Origin of the sequence: Nostoc sp. MS1 (genome assembly GCF_019976755.1) — a bacterium.
In the GTDB taxonomy this organism is placed as follows: Bacteria; Cyanobacteriota; Cyanobacteriia; order Cyanobacteriales; family Nostocaceae; genus Trichormus.
This window is the reverse complement of record NZ_AP023441.1, coordinates 4,497,638-4,513,119: the sequence shown is the minus strand read 5'-3', so window position 1 is coordinate 4,513,119 and position 15,482 is coordinate 4,497,638. Positions and strand designations below refer to the sequence as shown.

15 protein-coding genes and 1 pseudogene are annotated in these 15,482 nt (G+C 40.1%); 12 read left to right on the top strand and 4 right to left on the bottom strand.

Annotated features, from left to right (window positions below; translation table 11 throughout):
• Positions 1-9 precede the first annotated feature (9 nt).
• The 4 genes and pseudogenes from NSMS1_RS19565 to NSMS1_RS19550 all read left to right on the top strand — a co-directional run.
• Entirely contained in the window at positions 10-804 is a 795-nt protein-coding gene (locus NSMS1_RS19565) for a PP2C family serine/threonine-protein phosphatase (RefSeq protein WP_224086434.1), read from the top strand.
• 6 nt (positions 805-810) lie between these two features.
• Entirely contained in the window at positions 811-1,779 is a 969-nt protein-coding gene (locus NSMS1_RS19560; RefSeq protein WP_224086433.1) for a helix-hairpin-helix domain-containing protein, read from the top strand.
• A gap of 71 nt (positions 1,780-1,850) precedes the next feature.
• Positions 1,851-2,905 (top strand): IS630 family transposase gene (locus NSMS1_RS19555; protein WP_224085966.1). Its coding sequence is split into 2 segments (ribosomal slippage): positions 1,851-2,243 and positions 2,246-2,905, totalling 1,053 coding nucleotides; the frame shifts between segments, so codons are not numbered across the junction.
• A gap of 161 nt (positions 2,906-3,066) precedes the next feature.
• Positions 3,067-4,800, top strand: a pseudogene (locus tag NSMS1_RS19550) (GUN4 domain-containing protein); the annotation flags it as partial.
• Between the two features lie 51 nt (positions 4,801-4,851).
• On the opposite strand, the gene NSMS1_RS19545 reads toward NSMS1_RS19550, so the two are convergent.
• The 4 genes from NSMS1_RS19545 to NSMS1_RS19530 are packed head-to-tail and all read right to left on the bottom strand — an operon-like array spanning position 4,852 to position 6,657.
• Positions 4,852-5,298, bottom strand: a complete 447-nt coding sequence (locus NSMS1_RS19545; RefSeq protein ID WP_224086432.1) for a type II toxin-antitoxin system VapC family toxin — start codon at positions 5,296-5,298, stop codon at positions 4,852-4,854.
• On the bottom strand, positions 5,295-5,789 hold the full coding sequence (locus NSMS1_RS19540; protein WP_224086431.1) for a type II toxin-antitoxin system HicB family antitoxin: 495 nt from the start codon (positions 5,787-5,789) through the stop codon (positions 5,295-5,297). Before NSMS1_RS19540 ends, NSMS1_RS19545 begins: the two co-directional genes overlap by 4 nt.
• 59 nt (positions 5,790-5,848) lie before the next feature.
• Positions 5,849-6,265, bottom strand: coding sequence for a type II toxin-antitoxin system VapC family toxin (locus NSMS1_RS19535; RefSeq protein WP_224086430.1), 417 nt, complete (start codon positions 6,263-6,265; stop codon positions 5,849-5,851).
• Positions 6,262-6,657: a hypothetical protein gene (locus NSMS1_RS19530; RefSeq protein WP_224086429.1), complete on the bottom strand. Its 396-nt coding sequence runs from the start codon at positions 6,655-6,657 to the stop codon at positions 6,262-6,264. Before NSMS1_RS19530 ends, NSMS1_RS19535 begins: the two co-directional genes overlap by 4 nt.
• 325 nt (positions 6,658-6,982) lie before the next feature.
• Here NSMS1_RS19530 and NSMS1_RS19525 point away from each other — a divergent pair, with 325 nt between their 5' ends.
• From NSMS1_RS19525 to NSMS1_RS19490, 8 genes are all read left to right on the top strand, one after another.
• Entirely contained in the window at positions 6,983-7,300 is a 318-nt protein-coding gene (locus tag NSMS1_RS19525) for a hypothetical protein (RefSeq protein WP_224086428.1), read from the top strand.
• A complete protein-coding gene (gene vapC, locus NSMS1_RS19520) occupies positions 7,290-7,709 on the top strand; it encodes a type II toxin-antitoxin system tRNA(fMet)-specific endonuclease VapC (protein WP_224086427.1) in 420 nt (139 codons plus the stop codon). The genes NSMS1_RS19525 and vapC overlap by 11 nt, the downstream gene beginning before the upstream one ends.
• A gap of 144 nt (positions 7,710-7,853) precedes the next feature.
• Positions 7,854-8,579: a 2-phosphosulfolactate phosphatase gene (locus tag NSMS1_RS19515; RefSeq protein WP_224086426.1), complete on the top strand. Its 726-nt coding sequence runs from the start codon at positions 7,854-7,856 to the stop codon at positions 8,577-8,579.
• 535 nt (positions 8,580-9,114) lie between these two features.
• Positions 9,115-12,513: a phycobilisome rod-core linker polypeptide gene (locus NSMS1_RS19510; RefSeq protein WP_224086425.1), complete on the top strand. Its 3,399-nt coding sequence runs from the start codon at positions 9,115-9,117 to the stop codon at positions 12,511-12,513.
• A gap of 489 nt (positions 12,514-13,002) precedes the next feature.
• Positions 13,003-13,488, top strand: coding sequence for an allophycocyanin subunit alpha (gene apcA / locus NSMS1_RS19505; protein ID WP_224086424.1), 486 nt, complete (start codon positions 13,003-13,005; stop codon positions 13,486-13,488).
• Positions 13,489-13,551: 63 nt separating this feature from the next.
• Positions 13,552-14,040, top strand: coding sequence for an allophycocyanin subunit beta (gene apcB / locus NSMS1_RS19500; RefSeq protein ID WP_067765574.1), 489 nt, complete (start codon positions 13,552-13,554; stop codon positions 14,038-14,040).
• Positions 14,041-14,251: 211 nt separating this feature from the next.
• A complete protein-coding gene (locus NSMS1_RS19495) occupies positions 14,252-14,458 on the top strand; it encodes a phycobilisome linker polypeptide (RefSeq protein ID WP_224086423.1) in 207 nt (68 codons plus the stop codon).
• 161 nt (positions 14,459-14,619) lie between these two features.
• On the top strand, positions 14,620-15,435 hold the full coding sequence (locus NSMS1_RS19490; RefSeq protein ID WP_224086422.1) for a SirB1 family protein: 816 nt from the start codon (positions 14,620-14,622) through the stop codon (positions 15,433-15,435).
• Positions 15,436-15,482: the final 47 nt, after the last annotated feature.

Below are 15,482 nucleotides of genomic sequence, written 5' to 3'. Positions count from 1 at the left end.
TTATTTATTGTGGGTTGGAAAGCAATTGCTCGTTATGAGATAGGAACGAGTCATCTAAACCAAGGAATACCTTGTCAAGATTACGGTCATTATCGCCTCTTTAAAGATGATGTAATTGTTGGCGCTGTTGCTGATGGTGCTGGTAGTGCTAAGTATGCTGATGTTGGTTCTAAGTTAGCGGTAGAAACTGTACTAGAATTGTTTGATGATGTTAATGAATCTCCTGATAAGCAGGGAGAAACAGACAGAAAATTATCGCAACCATTATCTAAATTGGAAGTTGAAAAACTGTTTGCTGAAATTGTTAACCTAGTTTTTACAGAATTAAGCAAAAAAGCCTCAGAGGAACATTACTCTGTTAATGAATTAGCTTGTACTCTTTTGGTTTTTATAGCTACTCCTAACTGGTTGGCAGCTATGCAAATTGGCGATGGTTTTATTGTTTTGCGTTCTAAAAACTCTGAAGAATATCAATTATTATTTCATCCAGATAAAGGTGAGTTTGCCAATGAAACAACTTTTATAACTTCAGAGAATGTACTACACGAAATGCAGGTGGATGTCATATTAGGAGAGCAAGAGTTTATTTGTGCTTCTACTGATGGACTAGAAAAAGTCGCCATTCGCTTTCAAGATTGGAAAGCCTTCTCGCCTTTTTTTAAACCTTTTGAAGAATACTTAAAGCTAACCTCAAACCCAGAAGAAGAAGCTGAATATGTAATCAATTTTCTCAACTCTGAACGTTTAAATACTCGCACTGATGATGATAAAACTTTGCTTTTGTGTCGTTGGGAAAGAGAGTAAAATTCCATGACGCTTCTCATCTGTAGTAGTACGGGAAAATCAATTACTCTGTTGAATGAAATAGCTAATAGTGGTGAAGCTAAGGTTTACCGTACTAGTGAAAACGGTTATTTAGCTAAAATTTATCATTCACCAACACCTGAACGGTTGCAAAAATTAGGGTTGATGATAGCAAATCCACCCACAGAACCAAATGCTCACCTTCATCATATTTCTTTCTCTTGGCCTAAGTCAGCTTTGAGAAATGCTCAAGGTGATATTAAGGGCTTTTTAATGCCAGAAGTTAAAGGTGGAAAAGAACTGATTGATATTTATAATCCCCAGCGCCGAAAGGCGTTAAAACTAGATATTGATTGGCGTTTTCTACATACAACGGCTCTAAATATTTCCTCAATTATTGCTGCACTTCATGAAGCTGGTTATGTATTGGGTGATATTAAACAACAAAATATTCTGGTTAATAATCGAGCTTTAGCCTCAATTATTGATACAGATTCTTTTCAGGTTAAAAATCCTAAAAATGGTAAAGTTTATCGTTGTTTAGTAGGTTCGGAAGGATATACACCACCAGAATTGATTGGTAAAGATTTTTATAGCCTTGAACAAACGGAAATACATGATAGATTTCGGTTAGCAGTAATTATCTATCAATTGTTATTTCCTGGTGAAACTCCATTTCAGGGAAAATGGACGGGTGCGGGGGAAACACCACAACCTAACGAACTTATCCGTCATGGTTTATGGCTGTATTCACCAAATAGTTTAATTAAACCTGTAGAGAGAACAATTTCTTTCGCAATTGTTCATCCAGAGATTCAGCAATGTTTTCTCAGATGCTTTAACGATGGACATAAACATCCTCATTTACGCCCTACTGCTAAAGAGTGGTTAGAAGCGTTAAAAGTAGGGAATGAGAGCTTAACTATATGTGGCAGGGTAGACAGTCACTACTATAGCCGAACTTATAGTAAGTAGAACAAGGTGAAAAAACCAAAGTGTGTAAAGATAAGTAAATACATAAATGTGTCTACCAAGGTAACAGGGATATGGGCAGCCGTTTAAGGGTATTTCTGACTCCTAAGCAAGATAAAATTTTGTTCAACCTGAGAACGGCAGATGTACCCCAGAAAGTGAAAGACCGAGCCGAAGTGATCAGATTAAGCGCACATGGTTGGTACGTAGAGAAGATAGCAGATCACTTTGACTGGACTGCCCAAACAGTAAGAGAAGTTTTGCATAGATGGGAAAAACAAGGTCTAGAAGGACTGTGGGAGAAAGCAGGGCGGGGAGGAAAATCAAGGTGGGCAGAAGCTGACATGGCGTTCTTAGAAAAATGCTTGGAGCAAGAACCACGTACATATAATAGTGTTCAATTAGCCCAAAAATTAGAGCAAGAACGCTCCGTGAAATTGAGTCCTGACTGGTTAAGGCAGGTACTCAAAAAAAGGGGGTCATTTGGAAGCGAACTAGAAAAAGCCACAAAGGAAAGCAAGACAAAGTATTGCAGCAAATCAAACAGGCAGACTTAGAGATGTTGGAATTATCTGCTGCTGCTGGAGAAATCGATTTAAAGTATATGGATGAATCAGGGTTTTGTGCCTGGAGTGAACCCAGTTACAGTTACTACTTCCGAGGTCAGCAAAAACGCCTGGAGCAGAGTAAGCGTCGGGGTCGAAGGTTAAGTATTATTGGGTTTCTTCAACCCCTAATTAGTTTTGTGTACGGTCTAGTGATTGGTGGCGTTTCACGCAAATCCTATATTCAAATGATGGAGCTTGAAGCACTTGAAGCCCAAAAAGCAGGTCGTATCAGAGTCATCGTTCAGGACAACGGCCCGATACATCGGTGCAAAGAAGTTCAGCAATTATGGACAAAGTGGGAAGAGATGGGTTTGTACATCTTCTTTTTACCTAAATATTGCTCAGAGATGAATCCAATTGAATTGGAGTGGCAACACCTGAAAAAAAATGAACTAGCTTCTCAAAGTTTTGAGGATGAATTAGACCTTGCCTATGCTGTCATTGATGGAGTTCAAAATAGAGGAGAAAAGGGAAACTACAGTACGCAACGTGTAAAATTTAACTCTTATTCTTCTGCTTAATTCTTTGTTACATACTTATAAATTTTCTCCACGACTTACTTAAATGTTATTGGTGCGATCGCTCTACAAAGCTTGGTATTGATATTTTTCCAGGTGTTGTTAAAGCAAAAGCATCTGCTGTTGTGGAATCAACATCACAACCGTCAGTTATTAACAATGACGTAATAGGAAAGCTACTACAAACCCTCACTGGTCATTCTAAATATGTTAGTTCTGTAGCATTCAGCCCCGATGGTCAAACCCTTGCTAGCGGGAGCGGGGACGAGACTATTAAGATATGGAATGTCAGTACAGGAAGGCTACTGCAAACCCTCACTGGTCATTCTAAATATGTTAGTTCTGTAGCATTCAGCCCCGATGGTCAAACCCTTGCTAGTGGAAGTCAGGACAAAACGATCAAGCTTTGGAATCTCACTACAGGAAAGTTACTGCAAAGCCTCACTGATCATTCTCACTCAGTTAATTCTGTAGTATTCAGCCCGGATGGTCACACTGTTGCTAGTGGAAGTTATGACAACACTATCAAGATATGGAATGTCAGTACAGGAAGCTTGCTTCAGAGTTTTTCAGGTCATTCTAACTGGGTTCGTTATGTAGCATTCAGCCCCAATGGTCAAACCTTGGCTAGTGGAAGTGATGACAACACTGTCAAACTGTGGGATGTGAACAGGGGAAACTTACTGCAAACCCTCACTGGTCATTCTAACTGGGTTCGTTATGTAGCATTCAGCCCCGATGGTCAAACCCTTGCTAGTGGGAGTCAGGACGAAACAATCAAACTGTGGAATGTCACTACAGGAAAACTACTGCAAAGCCTCACTGATCATTCTCACTCAGTTAATTCTGTAGCATTCAGCCCGGATGGTCACACTATTGCTAGTGGAAGTGGAGATAAAAGTATCAAGATATGGAATGTAACTACAGGAGAGCTACTCCAAACTCTGACTGCTCATTCTAGGTGGGTTACTTCTGTAATATACAGCCCCGATGGTCAAACTCTTGCCAGTGGGAGTGATGACGGGACTATCAAGATATGGCAAGCTGGGACATCTATCAATAGAATGCCAGTTCAACAAACTCAATATCAGGTTTCACAATCAGCATTTTCTAAACCTCAGAATCAAGCTGTAATAAGTCAACCAACTGCCACATCTACTACTACAAATAATTCATCTTCAGTTAAGCAAACCCAATCCCAATTATCACAAACTAATCAGCCTGCAAATTTGTCAGGAGTTTCCCGGCGGGGTTTTTTGCAAGCTGCTGGAGGATTTTTAACAGTTGTAGTGATTCAAAATATATTCAGCTACATACAAGATGGGGAATTTAGATCATCTTCAGGTATGGATTATACTAAGCTACGAGATTTACTTGCTGAGGGTAAATGGAAAGAAGCAAACGAATTTACAACATTGGCAATGCTTGCAGTAATCAAAAAGACAGTAAGAGGGCGTTTATATCTTGAATTTGTTGATAGTTTTCCTTGTGAAGATATCCATATTATTGACAATTTATGGGTTAAGTATAGTAATGGTCGCTTTGGATTTTCTGTACAGAAGCGTATTTATCAGAGTTTGGGAGGAACAAACGACGAAGATCACAAAATATGGATTGAATTTGGAAAAAAGGTTGGATGGATACCTAAGAATTTCTGGTTGTATTACTATGGCGACTTAACTTTTGATATAATAGCACCTGAAGGCCACTTGCCGATTGGTTTGGTTTGGGGAAATGGTGGGGTTTTGACTCTTAGTGGAATTTGGGAATACAATGGAGGAAGAGGTTGGAAGATTCTTTTTTCTTGTTCAGAATTGCAAGTTTCAGTAACTTCATTTACTCAATACCAAGAAGTAAGAGATAGGATAATGCAAACCCATAAAAATCTATTATCATAAAATATAGCATTTATTGTTTAAAATGCAGAAAATAAAATACTAAGACATTTTTTATGTAAGCAGCTTAACAGTCCAATCTTCTAAAAGTAAGTATGCTTTTTCAAAATCCTGAGTATTTCTGGTTACTAAAATCCCATTAACTGATTCTGCAATTGCAGCAATGCGTAAATCTTGTATACCACTTCTTAGACGTTTTTCCTTAACTAATAACTCATACTTTTCAAAAGCACGATTATCAAAATCAAGAACTCTGATATTTTTGAAAAATTCAATTTCATCTGCCAATCTTTTATAAGCTGCTATCAATTTATCTGATTTCAATGGTTTATTGTTATATTCATTAATATTTTTAAGCCTTCCGCGAAGTTTTTCCTCCAATGTAATCACAGTAACAGCAAGATTTTCAGGTCTTTTTATTTTTATACGCTGTGTAACTTCTGGATGTCCTTGTTGAAAAAGTGATAGATGATCTGTATCTAATATCCACAACTTATTCACTGTATTTTATCCTCTACATTTTTATTTGCCTTCATACTGTCAAAAACAGCCTTCCTAACAAGAGCATGATTACGATCTCCTCCTGTAAACTTTGCGTGTTCATCTATATCAGCATCAATTTGTTTATTATATTCATCAATTTGTTGATAATAATCCTCCATTTCTGCATCTAATTCACGTCGATATTCTTCTATGTGTTTCATCACTTCATCAAGTTGAGGATCATCTTTGAACATTCCCGCAAATTTCATCCAAGGATGTTCAGCTTCTTCGGCGTGTTCAATTTCTAATGTAACTATTTCTGGTTTCCGTTGTTGAACAATCTGAATGAGATTATTTAAAGCTTCTTCTTCAGTTGCCCCAACACTTTGATAGTATGGTAAACCCAATAATGTGGCTTTCACTCTACCATCTGGTTGATTTTCAATTAACACATCATAATTTAACTGAGGTGCTGTCTTCTTAACCGTTATTTTTCTAGATAAACTCATGATATTTTTAACCTTTAAGTTAAATATTGATTATACCCATAAACAAAAAATTGTAAATTTTATTTTGACATTAATAAGGCTACAAACCCAGCTTGTACAAAATGAATATCAGCCGTGACTGCATAAATTAAACTCTGCTCCTTCATAACAATAAATGATATACAATCTGTCAAACCCCAACTTTTATCTTGACGACTGTGATAAAGTTCTAGCGCACGCATGAGAAGCTGTGTATCTACACTAACAACCTTAATATTATCTGTTTGATAACACTGATTAATAAACTGAACTGATGCTGTCCGGTTCACTGCACTTAGAGCATTACCAACTTCTATCAAAACTGCTTCTGTCACCAATACTTCATAAGCATTTCTCACTCTTGGAAATAATGCTTTAGCTTGATGATGATATTGGTCATTTTTGTTTAGTAGAGCCTGAATAAATACTGTATCTAAAAATAATCTTTCTTGACTCATTCTCTTATCTCATCAGTATTTTTAGGCATACCATACAAATAGTAATTATGTTGACTTGACCAATCACTTGGGGCTTCAATTGTTCCGGTTAATGCCTCTAGTACATCCCAAGCATTACCCTCAACTTTGAACGTTTCCGCAACTTCTATTAAAGGATATTCAATTTTAGCAGAGTTGATTTCTTCTAAAATAAATATTTTAGGGTTTCGTTCCTCAAAAAGTTTAATAAGATTAGATAAAGCTTCTTCTTGATTATCACCAAAACATTGATAATCTGGTAAACCTAACAATGTTGCTTTCACTGTGCCATCTGGTTCGTTTTCAATTAAAATATCATAGGTTAACTTGGATGCAGTATTTTTAGGATAAGTTTGGATAGTTAAATTCATCATATTTTTATCATTTAATCGTTATGTTAATTATAACTGCTGACATTAGTTCGTAGTGAGGACTTTATTCCTCAAAGTATCTGTAGGGTGCGTTAGCGAAAAATCGCTCATCTTGCTCATTACTTCTCTACGAGAGGCTACGCCAACGGTTATCAATGGATAAGGTGTTTATCGGTGCTTAATTTCTTCCACATTTCTGGCAATATTTTAGCCTTGCCACGCAACTACAATTTAATGTTTACTATAAAAGATAAATAATAATTAACATTGACAACGACTAATTGAGAATAAAATAGTTAGAAAACTAGAATTGGGAGATTTAAAAGTTATGCAAGTAACAATTGATTTACCAGATAAATTAACAGAGAAACTTATCAATAAATGGGGGAACTTACCGCAAACAATTATCAATAATCTTGTGTTAGAAGCATTTCGAGAAGGATTAATTAATTTTGATGAACTGAACGAGTTACTAAATTTTGCTTCTGATGCTGAACTTAAGGATTTTTTGAAACAAAAAAATATTTTGCATTCGTCAGGCTTACTTAATTTGTATGGTACTTGTGCTGATATTGATTTTGCAACGGATGAATTAGGTATTTCTCCTGAAACAGATGATGATTTAATTGGTGTCTTTGATGAATAGTTCTTTAATCTATTTACTAGATACTAATGTATGTATCATGTATCTCAAGGGAAAATCTTCTAGTATTAATCATCATCTTGATAATTTAGAACCTGAAAAAGTGGTGGTTTGTTCAGTAGTCAAGGCTGAGTTATTTTATGGTTCTATGCGTAGTAATAATCCTCAAAAAGCTGTGACTCTGCAAAAGATGTTTGTAGAACAGTTTGTTTCTTTACCTTTTGATGATTGCTGTGCTGAAATTTATGGCAATATTCGGGCTGATTTATCAAAAATTGGAACTCCTATAAGTTCAAATGATATACAAATTGCTTCTATTGCTTTAGCAAACAAAATAATTTTAGTTACTCACAATGTTAGAGAATTTAGTCGAGTTAAAGGATTAGAGATTGAAGATTGGGAAGGGGAATAATGAAAGTTGGTATCAGTATTTGTAACTATTGTTAAATTATACCTTGATATTAGTTCGCAGTAAGAGCTTTAGCCCTTGGAGTAGCAGTTTAGGGCTGACTACAAACTTGGATATTGTTTTGGGCGATCACACTTATGATTACTTATGATTTACGATCAGTCTGAGTTTGATTTGCGCTGTGAGTGGGGGATACAAGGTGTTGCTCAACTTGCGCCTATTAGTGATGTAGTTGTGATAGTTGATGTTCTCTCTTTTTCTACTTGTGTAGAGGTTGCTACTAATAACGGTGCAATCATTTTTCCATACCCAATGAAGGATGAATCAGTTGTTGATTATGCCAAGTCAATACAAGCAGAATTAGCTAGTTATCGACAACGTTGGACAATAACTGGTTACTCTCTATCGCCTCAATCTTTACTTGAGATTCCGGCTGGAACTCGGTTAGTTTTACCTTCACCGAATGGTTCTTTTCTTACCTTGCAAACTGGAACTACACCAACCTTGGCTGGGTGTTTACGTAATTGCGAAGCTGTAGCTAGGGTTGCTCAAAGTTATGGTAGGAAAATTGCTGTGATTCCGGCTGGGGAAAGGTGGAAAGATGACAACAGCCTACGTCCTGCTTTTGAAGATTTGCTAGGTGCTGGGGCAATTCTCAGTTATTTACAAGGTAGTTTATCACCGGAGGCTGAAGTTGCTGTAACAACATTCCAGGCTTTCCAAAAGGATTTACTCTGTTATTTGCAGCGATGCAGTTCTGGTAAAGAACTGATTGAGAAAGGGTATGAGTCAGACGTGGAAATCGCCGCAGCTTACAATATCAGCAATTGTGTACCTGTTTTCACGGAGAATGCTTATGTGAGACAGGGATGAGGGAGTAATCAATTCAAAATTCGTCTTGGAAAGTTTGCTCAACGGGAGGAACCCCCGCACCGCAACTTTCCGCAAAATCCAAAATTAAGAAATTCTGCCTTATACCTCCTGCTTTCTGACTAGGAGGATGAGAGTGATGTGACTTTGGCTTCAGGTAGGATGTGAGACAAGGTAACAATAAATTCTCCCCCACTCCTAGCTCCCTTATTTTTTATGTTCAAATAAAAGTTAGAGACTTAAGCAAATTAAACGGTGGTGAGTTTTTGTTAAGAACCGTAACAAAAATTAGATTTTATGTTAACCCAGAAATAGTATGTGCTACTTGAAATACATGGATCTCAGCAACAAAATCTACATAGTTCTTAATAAATCACCAGCGTAAACGCAAAACGTTCTAATCTAAAAGCTGACTGGGTTAAATTTACTGGCAGTTTTGAAGGCGTTACTCATAGAGCATAGGTATACCGATGTGTCAAGCCTCAAAGCGACCCAGACTTAACACATAAATAATTATGATGGGAGTTTTACAAATCCGATGAGTGTTAAGGCGAGTGGTGGAAGCTCGGTTGCGCGCCCGCAACTATATCAAACTCTAGCTGTGGCAACAATTACCCAAGCGGAGCAGCAAGACCGCTTTTTGGGTAGGGGTGAACTAGATGAATTAGCAAGTTATTTTGCATCTGGTGCAAAACGTCTAGAAATTGCCCAAATTCTCACAGAAAATTCAGAAATTATTGTTTCTCGTGCAGCTAACCGCATATTTGTGGGTGGTTCACCGATGGCTTTCTTAGAAAAGCCCAGAGAACAAGAACTAGCAATGGCTGGTGCTACTGCTGGAAATGTCACAGAAGGGATGAAGTTAGGAACTGTCACCTATGTAGAAACTCGTGGTGGCTTCCTAGAAAACTTACGTTCCATCTTTAATTCCTCTCCCAGTGGCCCAACCCCGCCAGGGTTTAGACCAATTAACATTGCTCGTTACGGCCCCAGCAACATGGCTAAGAGCTTACGGGACTTGTCCTGGTTCTTACGCTATGCTACTTATGCGATCGTGGCTGGCGACCCCAACATTATTGTTGTCAATACCAGGGGTCTGCGAGAAATTATTGAAAATGCTTGCTCTGGTGAAGCTACTATCGTCGCTTTGCAGGAAATCAAAGCAGCCTCACTTTCCTATTTCCGCAAAGACACCCAAGCAGCAGAGATTGTTAACCAGTACATGGATGTTTTGATCACTGAGTTCAAAGCACCCACACCTTCTAATAAAGTACGTCAACGTCCCTCTGGCGACCAACAAGGGTTACAACTACCCCAAATTTACTTTAATGCTGCTGAAAGAAGACCCAAGTTTGTCATGAAGACTGGGTTGTCAGCTACAGAAAAAAATGAGGTCGTTAAAGCAGCTTATCGGCAAATCTTTGAGCGCGATATTACCCGTGCTTACAGCTTGTCGGTTTCTGATTTGGAATCCAAAGTTAAAAACGGCGACATCTCGATGAAAGAGTTCGTCCGTCGTTTGGCTAAATCTCCCCTTTACCAAAAACAGTTTTACCAACCTTTTATTAACAGCCGTGTTATTGAACTAGCTTTCCGTCACATTTTGGGACGGGGGCCAAGTAGCCGTGAAGAAGTACAAAAATATTTCTCGATTGTTTCTAACGGTGGTCTACCAGCTTTAGTTGATGCTTTAGTAGATTCGGCTGAGTACAGCGATTACTTTGGGGAAGAAACAGTACCATACTTGCGCGGTCTGGGTCAAGAAGCTCAAGAATGTCGCAACTGGGGGCCACAGCAAGACCTGTTTAATTACAGTGCGCCTTTTAGGAAAGTACCTCAGTTTATTACCACATTCGCGGCTTACGATCGCCCATTACCAGATCAACACCCCTACGGTTCCGGTAACGACCCATTAGAAATTCAGTTTGGGGCGATTTTCCCGAAAGAAACTCGCAACCCCAGCACCAGCCCTGCACCTTTTGGTAAGGACACCAGACGGATCTTAATTCACCAAGGCCCTGGTATTAACAACCAAGTTAGTAACCCCGGTGCTAGAGGTGTCGCTCCTGGTTCTCTTGGACCTAAAGTGTTCAAGTTGGATCAACTACCAGGTACTATCGGCAGAAAGGCAGCTAAGGGTGCAAGTGTCAAGTTCTCTGAAAGCAGCACTCAAGCTGTAATTAGAGCTATTTACTTGCAAGTAATCGGTCGGGATGTGTACGAAGGTCAACGACTAAAAGTACAAGAAATTAAGCTGGAAAACGGCGAAATTTCTGTACGGGAGTTTGTCAGAGCCTTGGCGAAGTCGGATCTATTCCGTAACCTTTACTGGACAAAGTTGTATGTTTGTAAAGCGATTGAATACATCCACCGTCGCTTGCTAGGTCGTCCTACCTACGGTCGTCAAGAAAACAACAAGTACTTCGATATCGCTTCTAAGAAGGGCTTTTACGCTGTTGTCGATGCAATTATTGACAGCTTAGAGTACACCGAAGCTTTTGGTGAGGATACAGTTCCTTACGAACGTTATCTGACTCCTGCGGGTGTCGCCCTTAGACAGTTACGGGTTGGTAGTATCCGCGAAGATGTAGGTGCGAAAGTTGAAAAACAAGAAACACCACGCTTTGTAGAACTGGGTACTGTTAAGGAAAACCGGACTCAGCCAGATATTGACTTCCGCATCAACCAAGGTGTTACTAAGCAGCGTGAACAAACCAAGATATTCAAGCTGGTAGCTGGTAACAACGATAAAGCGGCTGTCCAAACTGTAATTAGTGCTGCTTATCGGCAAATTTTTGAGCGTGATATTGCACCATACATTGCTCAGAACGAATTTTCCGCATGGGAAAGCAAACTGGGTAACGGTGAAATTACCGTCAAGGAATTTATTGAAGGTCTGGGTTACTCTAACCTCTACCTGAAGGAGTTCTACACCCCATACCCCAACACCAAGGTAATTGAACTGGGAACTAAGCACTTCCTGGGACGCGCACCAATTGATCAAGCAGAAATCCGCAAGTATAACCAAATTTTGGCTACCCAAGGGATTCGTGCTTTCATCAATGCTTTGGTGAACTCTCAGGAGTACCGTGAGGTGTTTGGTGAAGATACTGTTCCTTACAGACGCTTCCCAACCTTACCTGCGGCGAACTTCCCCAATACCCAGAAGCTGTATAACCAACTGACTAAGCAAAATAATGATGTGGTTATCCCCAGCTTTAAGCCTGTAGAAACGCGGATACCTTCTGATAAGACCCCAATCTTAGCGAAGGCGATCGCAGATTTAGCCGCCCAAGCCAGACAAATCGACAAGACTAAGCCCTTGTTTATTGAATTGGGTCGTTCCTATAACGATGGTCGCGGACAGTCTGTGGAAGTGGGTGTCGGTACAACACGCCGTAAACCTGCGCGTATTTACCGTCTGACTGATGGTACTACCCAAGCAGAAAGACAGTTGGTAATTAACGCTATTTACCGTCAAGTGCTGGATGTATTTAGCGGACAAGTACCCGACTATTACCGCCGCACAGAACTAGATAGCAAACTGCGTAACGGAGAAATTTCTGTACGTGAGTTCGTGCGGGAATTGGCTAGTTCGGAAATCTACCGCAAACGCTTCTACACCCCATATCCCAACACCAAGGTAATTGAGTTCTTATTCCGTCACCTGTTGGGACGTGCGCCAGCTACCCAAGGCGAAATTCGTCAGTACAACAAGCTGTTAGCTGATAACGGTTTGCGTGCTGCTGTGGAAGCAATTGTTGAAAGTGCTGAATACAGCCGCTACTTTGGTGAAGATGTGGTTCCTTACCCACGTTACCCATCGCTACCCGCAGGTAACTACCTGGGTAGTGTGCAAGCAGCAGCCGACTTGGTGAAACAATCTTGGTCTAGCTTGTCGCCATCTACACTCACTGGTAGAGGTAGCGATCGCTAATTTGCAAAGCTAGGGTACGTTTTCAAATACTATGATCCCCCCAACCCCCCTTAAAAAGGGGGGCTAACAGCGTCTTAAAGTCCTCCTTTTTAAGGGAGATTTAGGGGGGTCTAAAAATACTTGATGTCGCTACGAGTAGTTTGAAAACAAGCTCTAAGAAAATGAGGGACTGGGTAAAAGAAACAATATCCAATCCCTCGCTTTGCTGTGTCTATTGTTGCGAACATAGCAAATCTGAAACAAATATTACAAAGTATTAAGAGCAGTCATAAATGCTCAACATAATGCCGGACAATATTTTGCGTAAGGTAGCTGAGTTTTAAAGCTTGTGTAGTTGTATTAACTCAAGCAAACTTGTAATGTAATCACTACAGTCACTTCTTTTACTGCTGTGCGTACAAGACAAGAGATTAATCTCAGTCACCCAAATTTAAAATCGCACCAGTTTAATCAAATTCTGGTTTCATTTCGTACTGGAGGAATCCATTAATGAGTATCGTCACGAAGTCCATCGTGAATGCTGATGCAGAAGCCCGCTACCTCAGCCCTGGCGAATTAGATCGGATCAAAAGCTTTGTTGCTGGTGGTCAACAACGTCTCCGCATCGCGCAAGCTTTGACCGACAACCGCGAACGTTTGGTAAAGCAAGCTGGCGATCAATTGTTCCAAAAGCGCCCTGATGTTGTTTCTCCTGGTGGTAACGCTTACGGTCAAGAATTGACAGCTACCTGTCTGCGTGACCTCGACTACTACCTCCGTCTTGTTACCTACGGAATTGTTGCTGGCGACGTTACTCCTATTGAAGAAATCGGTGTAATCGGTGTTCGTGAGATGTACAAATCTCTCGGTACTCCTATCGAAGCAGTTGGTGAAGGTGTACGTGCATTGAAAAATGCTGCTTCTTCCCTTCTTTCTGCTGAAGATGCAGCTGAAGCAGGCTCTTACTTTGACTACGTAGTAGGCGCGTTGTCATAGTCGTTAGTTTCCCTGCTGGAACTGGAATATTGCAATAAGGTTGGAAATAAGGAATTAACAACAATGGCTCAAGATGCAATCACCGCCGTCATTAACTCTGCTGACGTGCAAGGCAAGTACCTCGATACCGCAGCTTTAGAAAAGCTAAAAGCTTACTTCTCCACTGGTGAACTGCGTGTTCGTGCTGCTACAACCATCAGCGCTAACGCTGCTGCGATCGTTAAAGAAGCTGTAGCTAAATCTTTGTTGTACTCTGATATCACCCGTCCCGGTGGTAACATGTACACCACCCGCCGTTACGCTGCTTGTATCCGTGACTTGGATTACTACTTGCGTTACGCTACCTACGCTATGTTAGCTGGCGATCCTTCCATCCTCGACGAGCGTGTATTAAACGGTTTGAAAGAAACCTACAACTCCTTGGGTGTACCCATCGGCGCTACCGTACAAGCTATTCAAGCTATCAAAGAAGTAACCGCTAGCTTAGTTGGTGCTGACGCTGGTAAAGAAATGGGTGTTTACCTAGACTACATCTCCTCTGGCTTGAGCTAAGAGCAGTTGCGCACTTAATGGTTTAGGTGCGGCTTGATGAGGTCTGGAAATCAATCGTGAGTGCTAGGACGTTCTATTGCTTAGATTGATGAGTATTAGCGGTCTAGTATTGATGCTTGATTTCCAGACTTGGAATAATTAATTAATAATTAACGCTCAAAATTTTTGAGATAAAGAATTTTTCCCAAAATACTGATTAGGAGATTTTCAAATGTCCCGTTTGTTTAAAATTACAGCTCTTGTTCCTAGCCTAAGCAGAACTCGTACCCAACGCGAACTACAAAACACCTATTTCACCAAGCTAGTTCCTTATGAAAACTGGTTCCGCGAACAACAGCGTATCCAAAAAGCAGGGGGCAAAATTATCAAAGTGGAATTGGCAACTGGTAAACAAGGCGCTAATACTGGGTTGTCTTAATTTCTATAGGTCAAAAATTATTATAGTTAAGTTAGGGAAGGGGTCTATTAGACCTCTTTTTTGTTCTCTGTGTCTTTTGGTGGGAATTTTAAACGCGGAGGGTCGCGGAGGTTAGCGCGGAGGGGCGCAGAGGTTTAACTTAATTCAGTGAGGCTTGGTTTATGAATTTCTCCTCAGCACGACAATATTTTTATCAAGAGGTTCAGAAATCTGAGGAGGATATTGACCTAGCTAGGGCAGCTTTGTATATTGCTCAGGAAGAATATCCTAGATTGGATACGGATGAGTATCTCAACACTCTGGATACTATGGCGATGGAGGTTGAGGAGCGTTTACCATCTTCACGGTATCCGTTACGGGTGATACAGGCTATTAATCAATATCTCTACGATGATTTGGGGTTTGCGGGGAATCAACAAGATTATTATGACCCACGCAATAGTTTTCTGAATGAAGTAATTGACCGCCGAGTGGGTATTCCGATTACTTTAGCTTTGGTTTACCTGGAAATTGCCAAGAGGAGTGATTTTCCGATGGAGGGGGTAGGTTTACCTGGACATTTCTTAATTCGTCCAGCTATCTCTGATATGGAGATTTTTGTTGATGCGTTCAATCGCGGTGAGGTGTTGTTCGCTCAGGATTGTCAGGATAAGCTAAATCAGATGTTTCAGCAGTCGGTAACTTTACGACCAGAATTTTTAGCGACTATCAGCAAGCGCCAATTTTTGGCAAGAATGCTGACTAATCTGAAATATATTTACCTGAGAAAGCAAGATATAGAAAAAAGCTTAAGTGTCGTTGAGAGAATTTTATTGCTATTTCCTGAAGCAACTTCAGAATTGCGCGATCGCGGTTTACTCTATTACCAACTAGGTTATTATCCACAGGCTACCAATGACCTAGAAACCTATCTAGCAAATGTACCCAACGCCGAAGATACAGCCACTATCCGGCGTTTGTTGGGAGAGATGAAGTAAGGGAGTGGGGAGTGGGGAAGAGAACCTAATCATAACTGTCAACTGTC

What these genes read in the sequence shown, in the direction of transcription:
- NSMS1_RS19560 (WP_224086433.1), top strand. Translation starts at nt 811, where the DNA reads ATGACGCTTCTCATCTGTAGTAGTACGGGAAAATCAATTACTCTGTTG.
- NSMS1_RS19540 (WP_224086431.1), bottom strand. Translation starts at nt 5,789, where the DNA reads ATGAGTTTATCTAGAAAAATAACGGTTAAGAAGACAGCACCTCAGTTA.
- NSMS1_RS19535 (WP_224086430.1), bottom strand. Translation starts at nt 6,265, where the DNA reads ATGAGTCAAGAAAGATTATTTTTAGATACAGTATTTATTCAGGCTCTA.
- NSMS1_RS19530 (WP_224086429.1), bottom strand. Translation starts at nt 6,657, where the DNA reads ATGATGAATTTAACTATCCAAACTTATCCTAAAAATACTGCATCCAAG.
- NSMS1_RS19525 (WP_224086428.1), top strand. Translation starts at nt 6,983, where the DNA reads ATGCAAGTAACAATTGATTTACCAGATAAATTAACAGAGAAACTTATC.
- NSMS1_RS19515 (WP_224086426.1), top strand. Translation starts at nt 7,854, where the DNA reads ATGATTTACGATCAGTCTGAGTTTGATTTGCGCTGTGAGTGGGGGATA.
- NSMS1_RS19510 (WP_224086425.1), top strand. Translation starts at nt 9,115, where the DNA reads ATGAGTGTTAAGGCGAGTGGTGGAAGCTCGGTTGCGCGCCCGCAACTA.
- apcA (WP_224086424.1), top strand. Translation starts at nt 13,003, where the DNA reads ATGAGTATCGTCACGAAGTCCATCGTGAATGCTGATGCAGAAGCCCGC.
- apcB (WP_067765574.1), top strand. Translation starts at nt 13,552, where the DNA reads ATGGCTCAAGATGCAATCACCGCCGTCATTAACTCTGCTGACGTGCAA.
- NSMS1_RS19495 (WP_224086423.1), top strand. Translation starts at nt 14,252, where the DNA reads ATGTCCCGTTTGTTTAAAATTACAGCTCTTGTTCCTAGCCTAAGCAGA.
- NSMS1_RS19490 (WP_224086422.1), top strand. Translation starts at nt 14,620, where the DNA reads ATGAATTTCTCCTCAGCACGACAATATTTTTATCAAGAGGTTCAGAAA.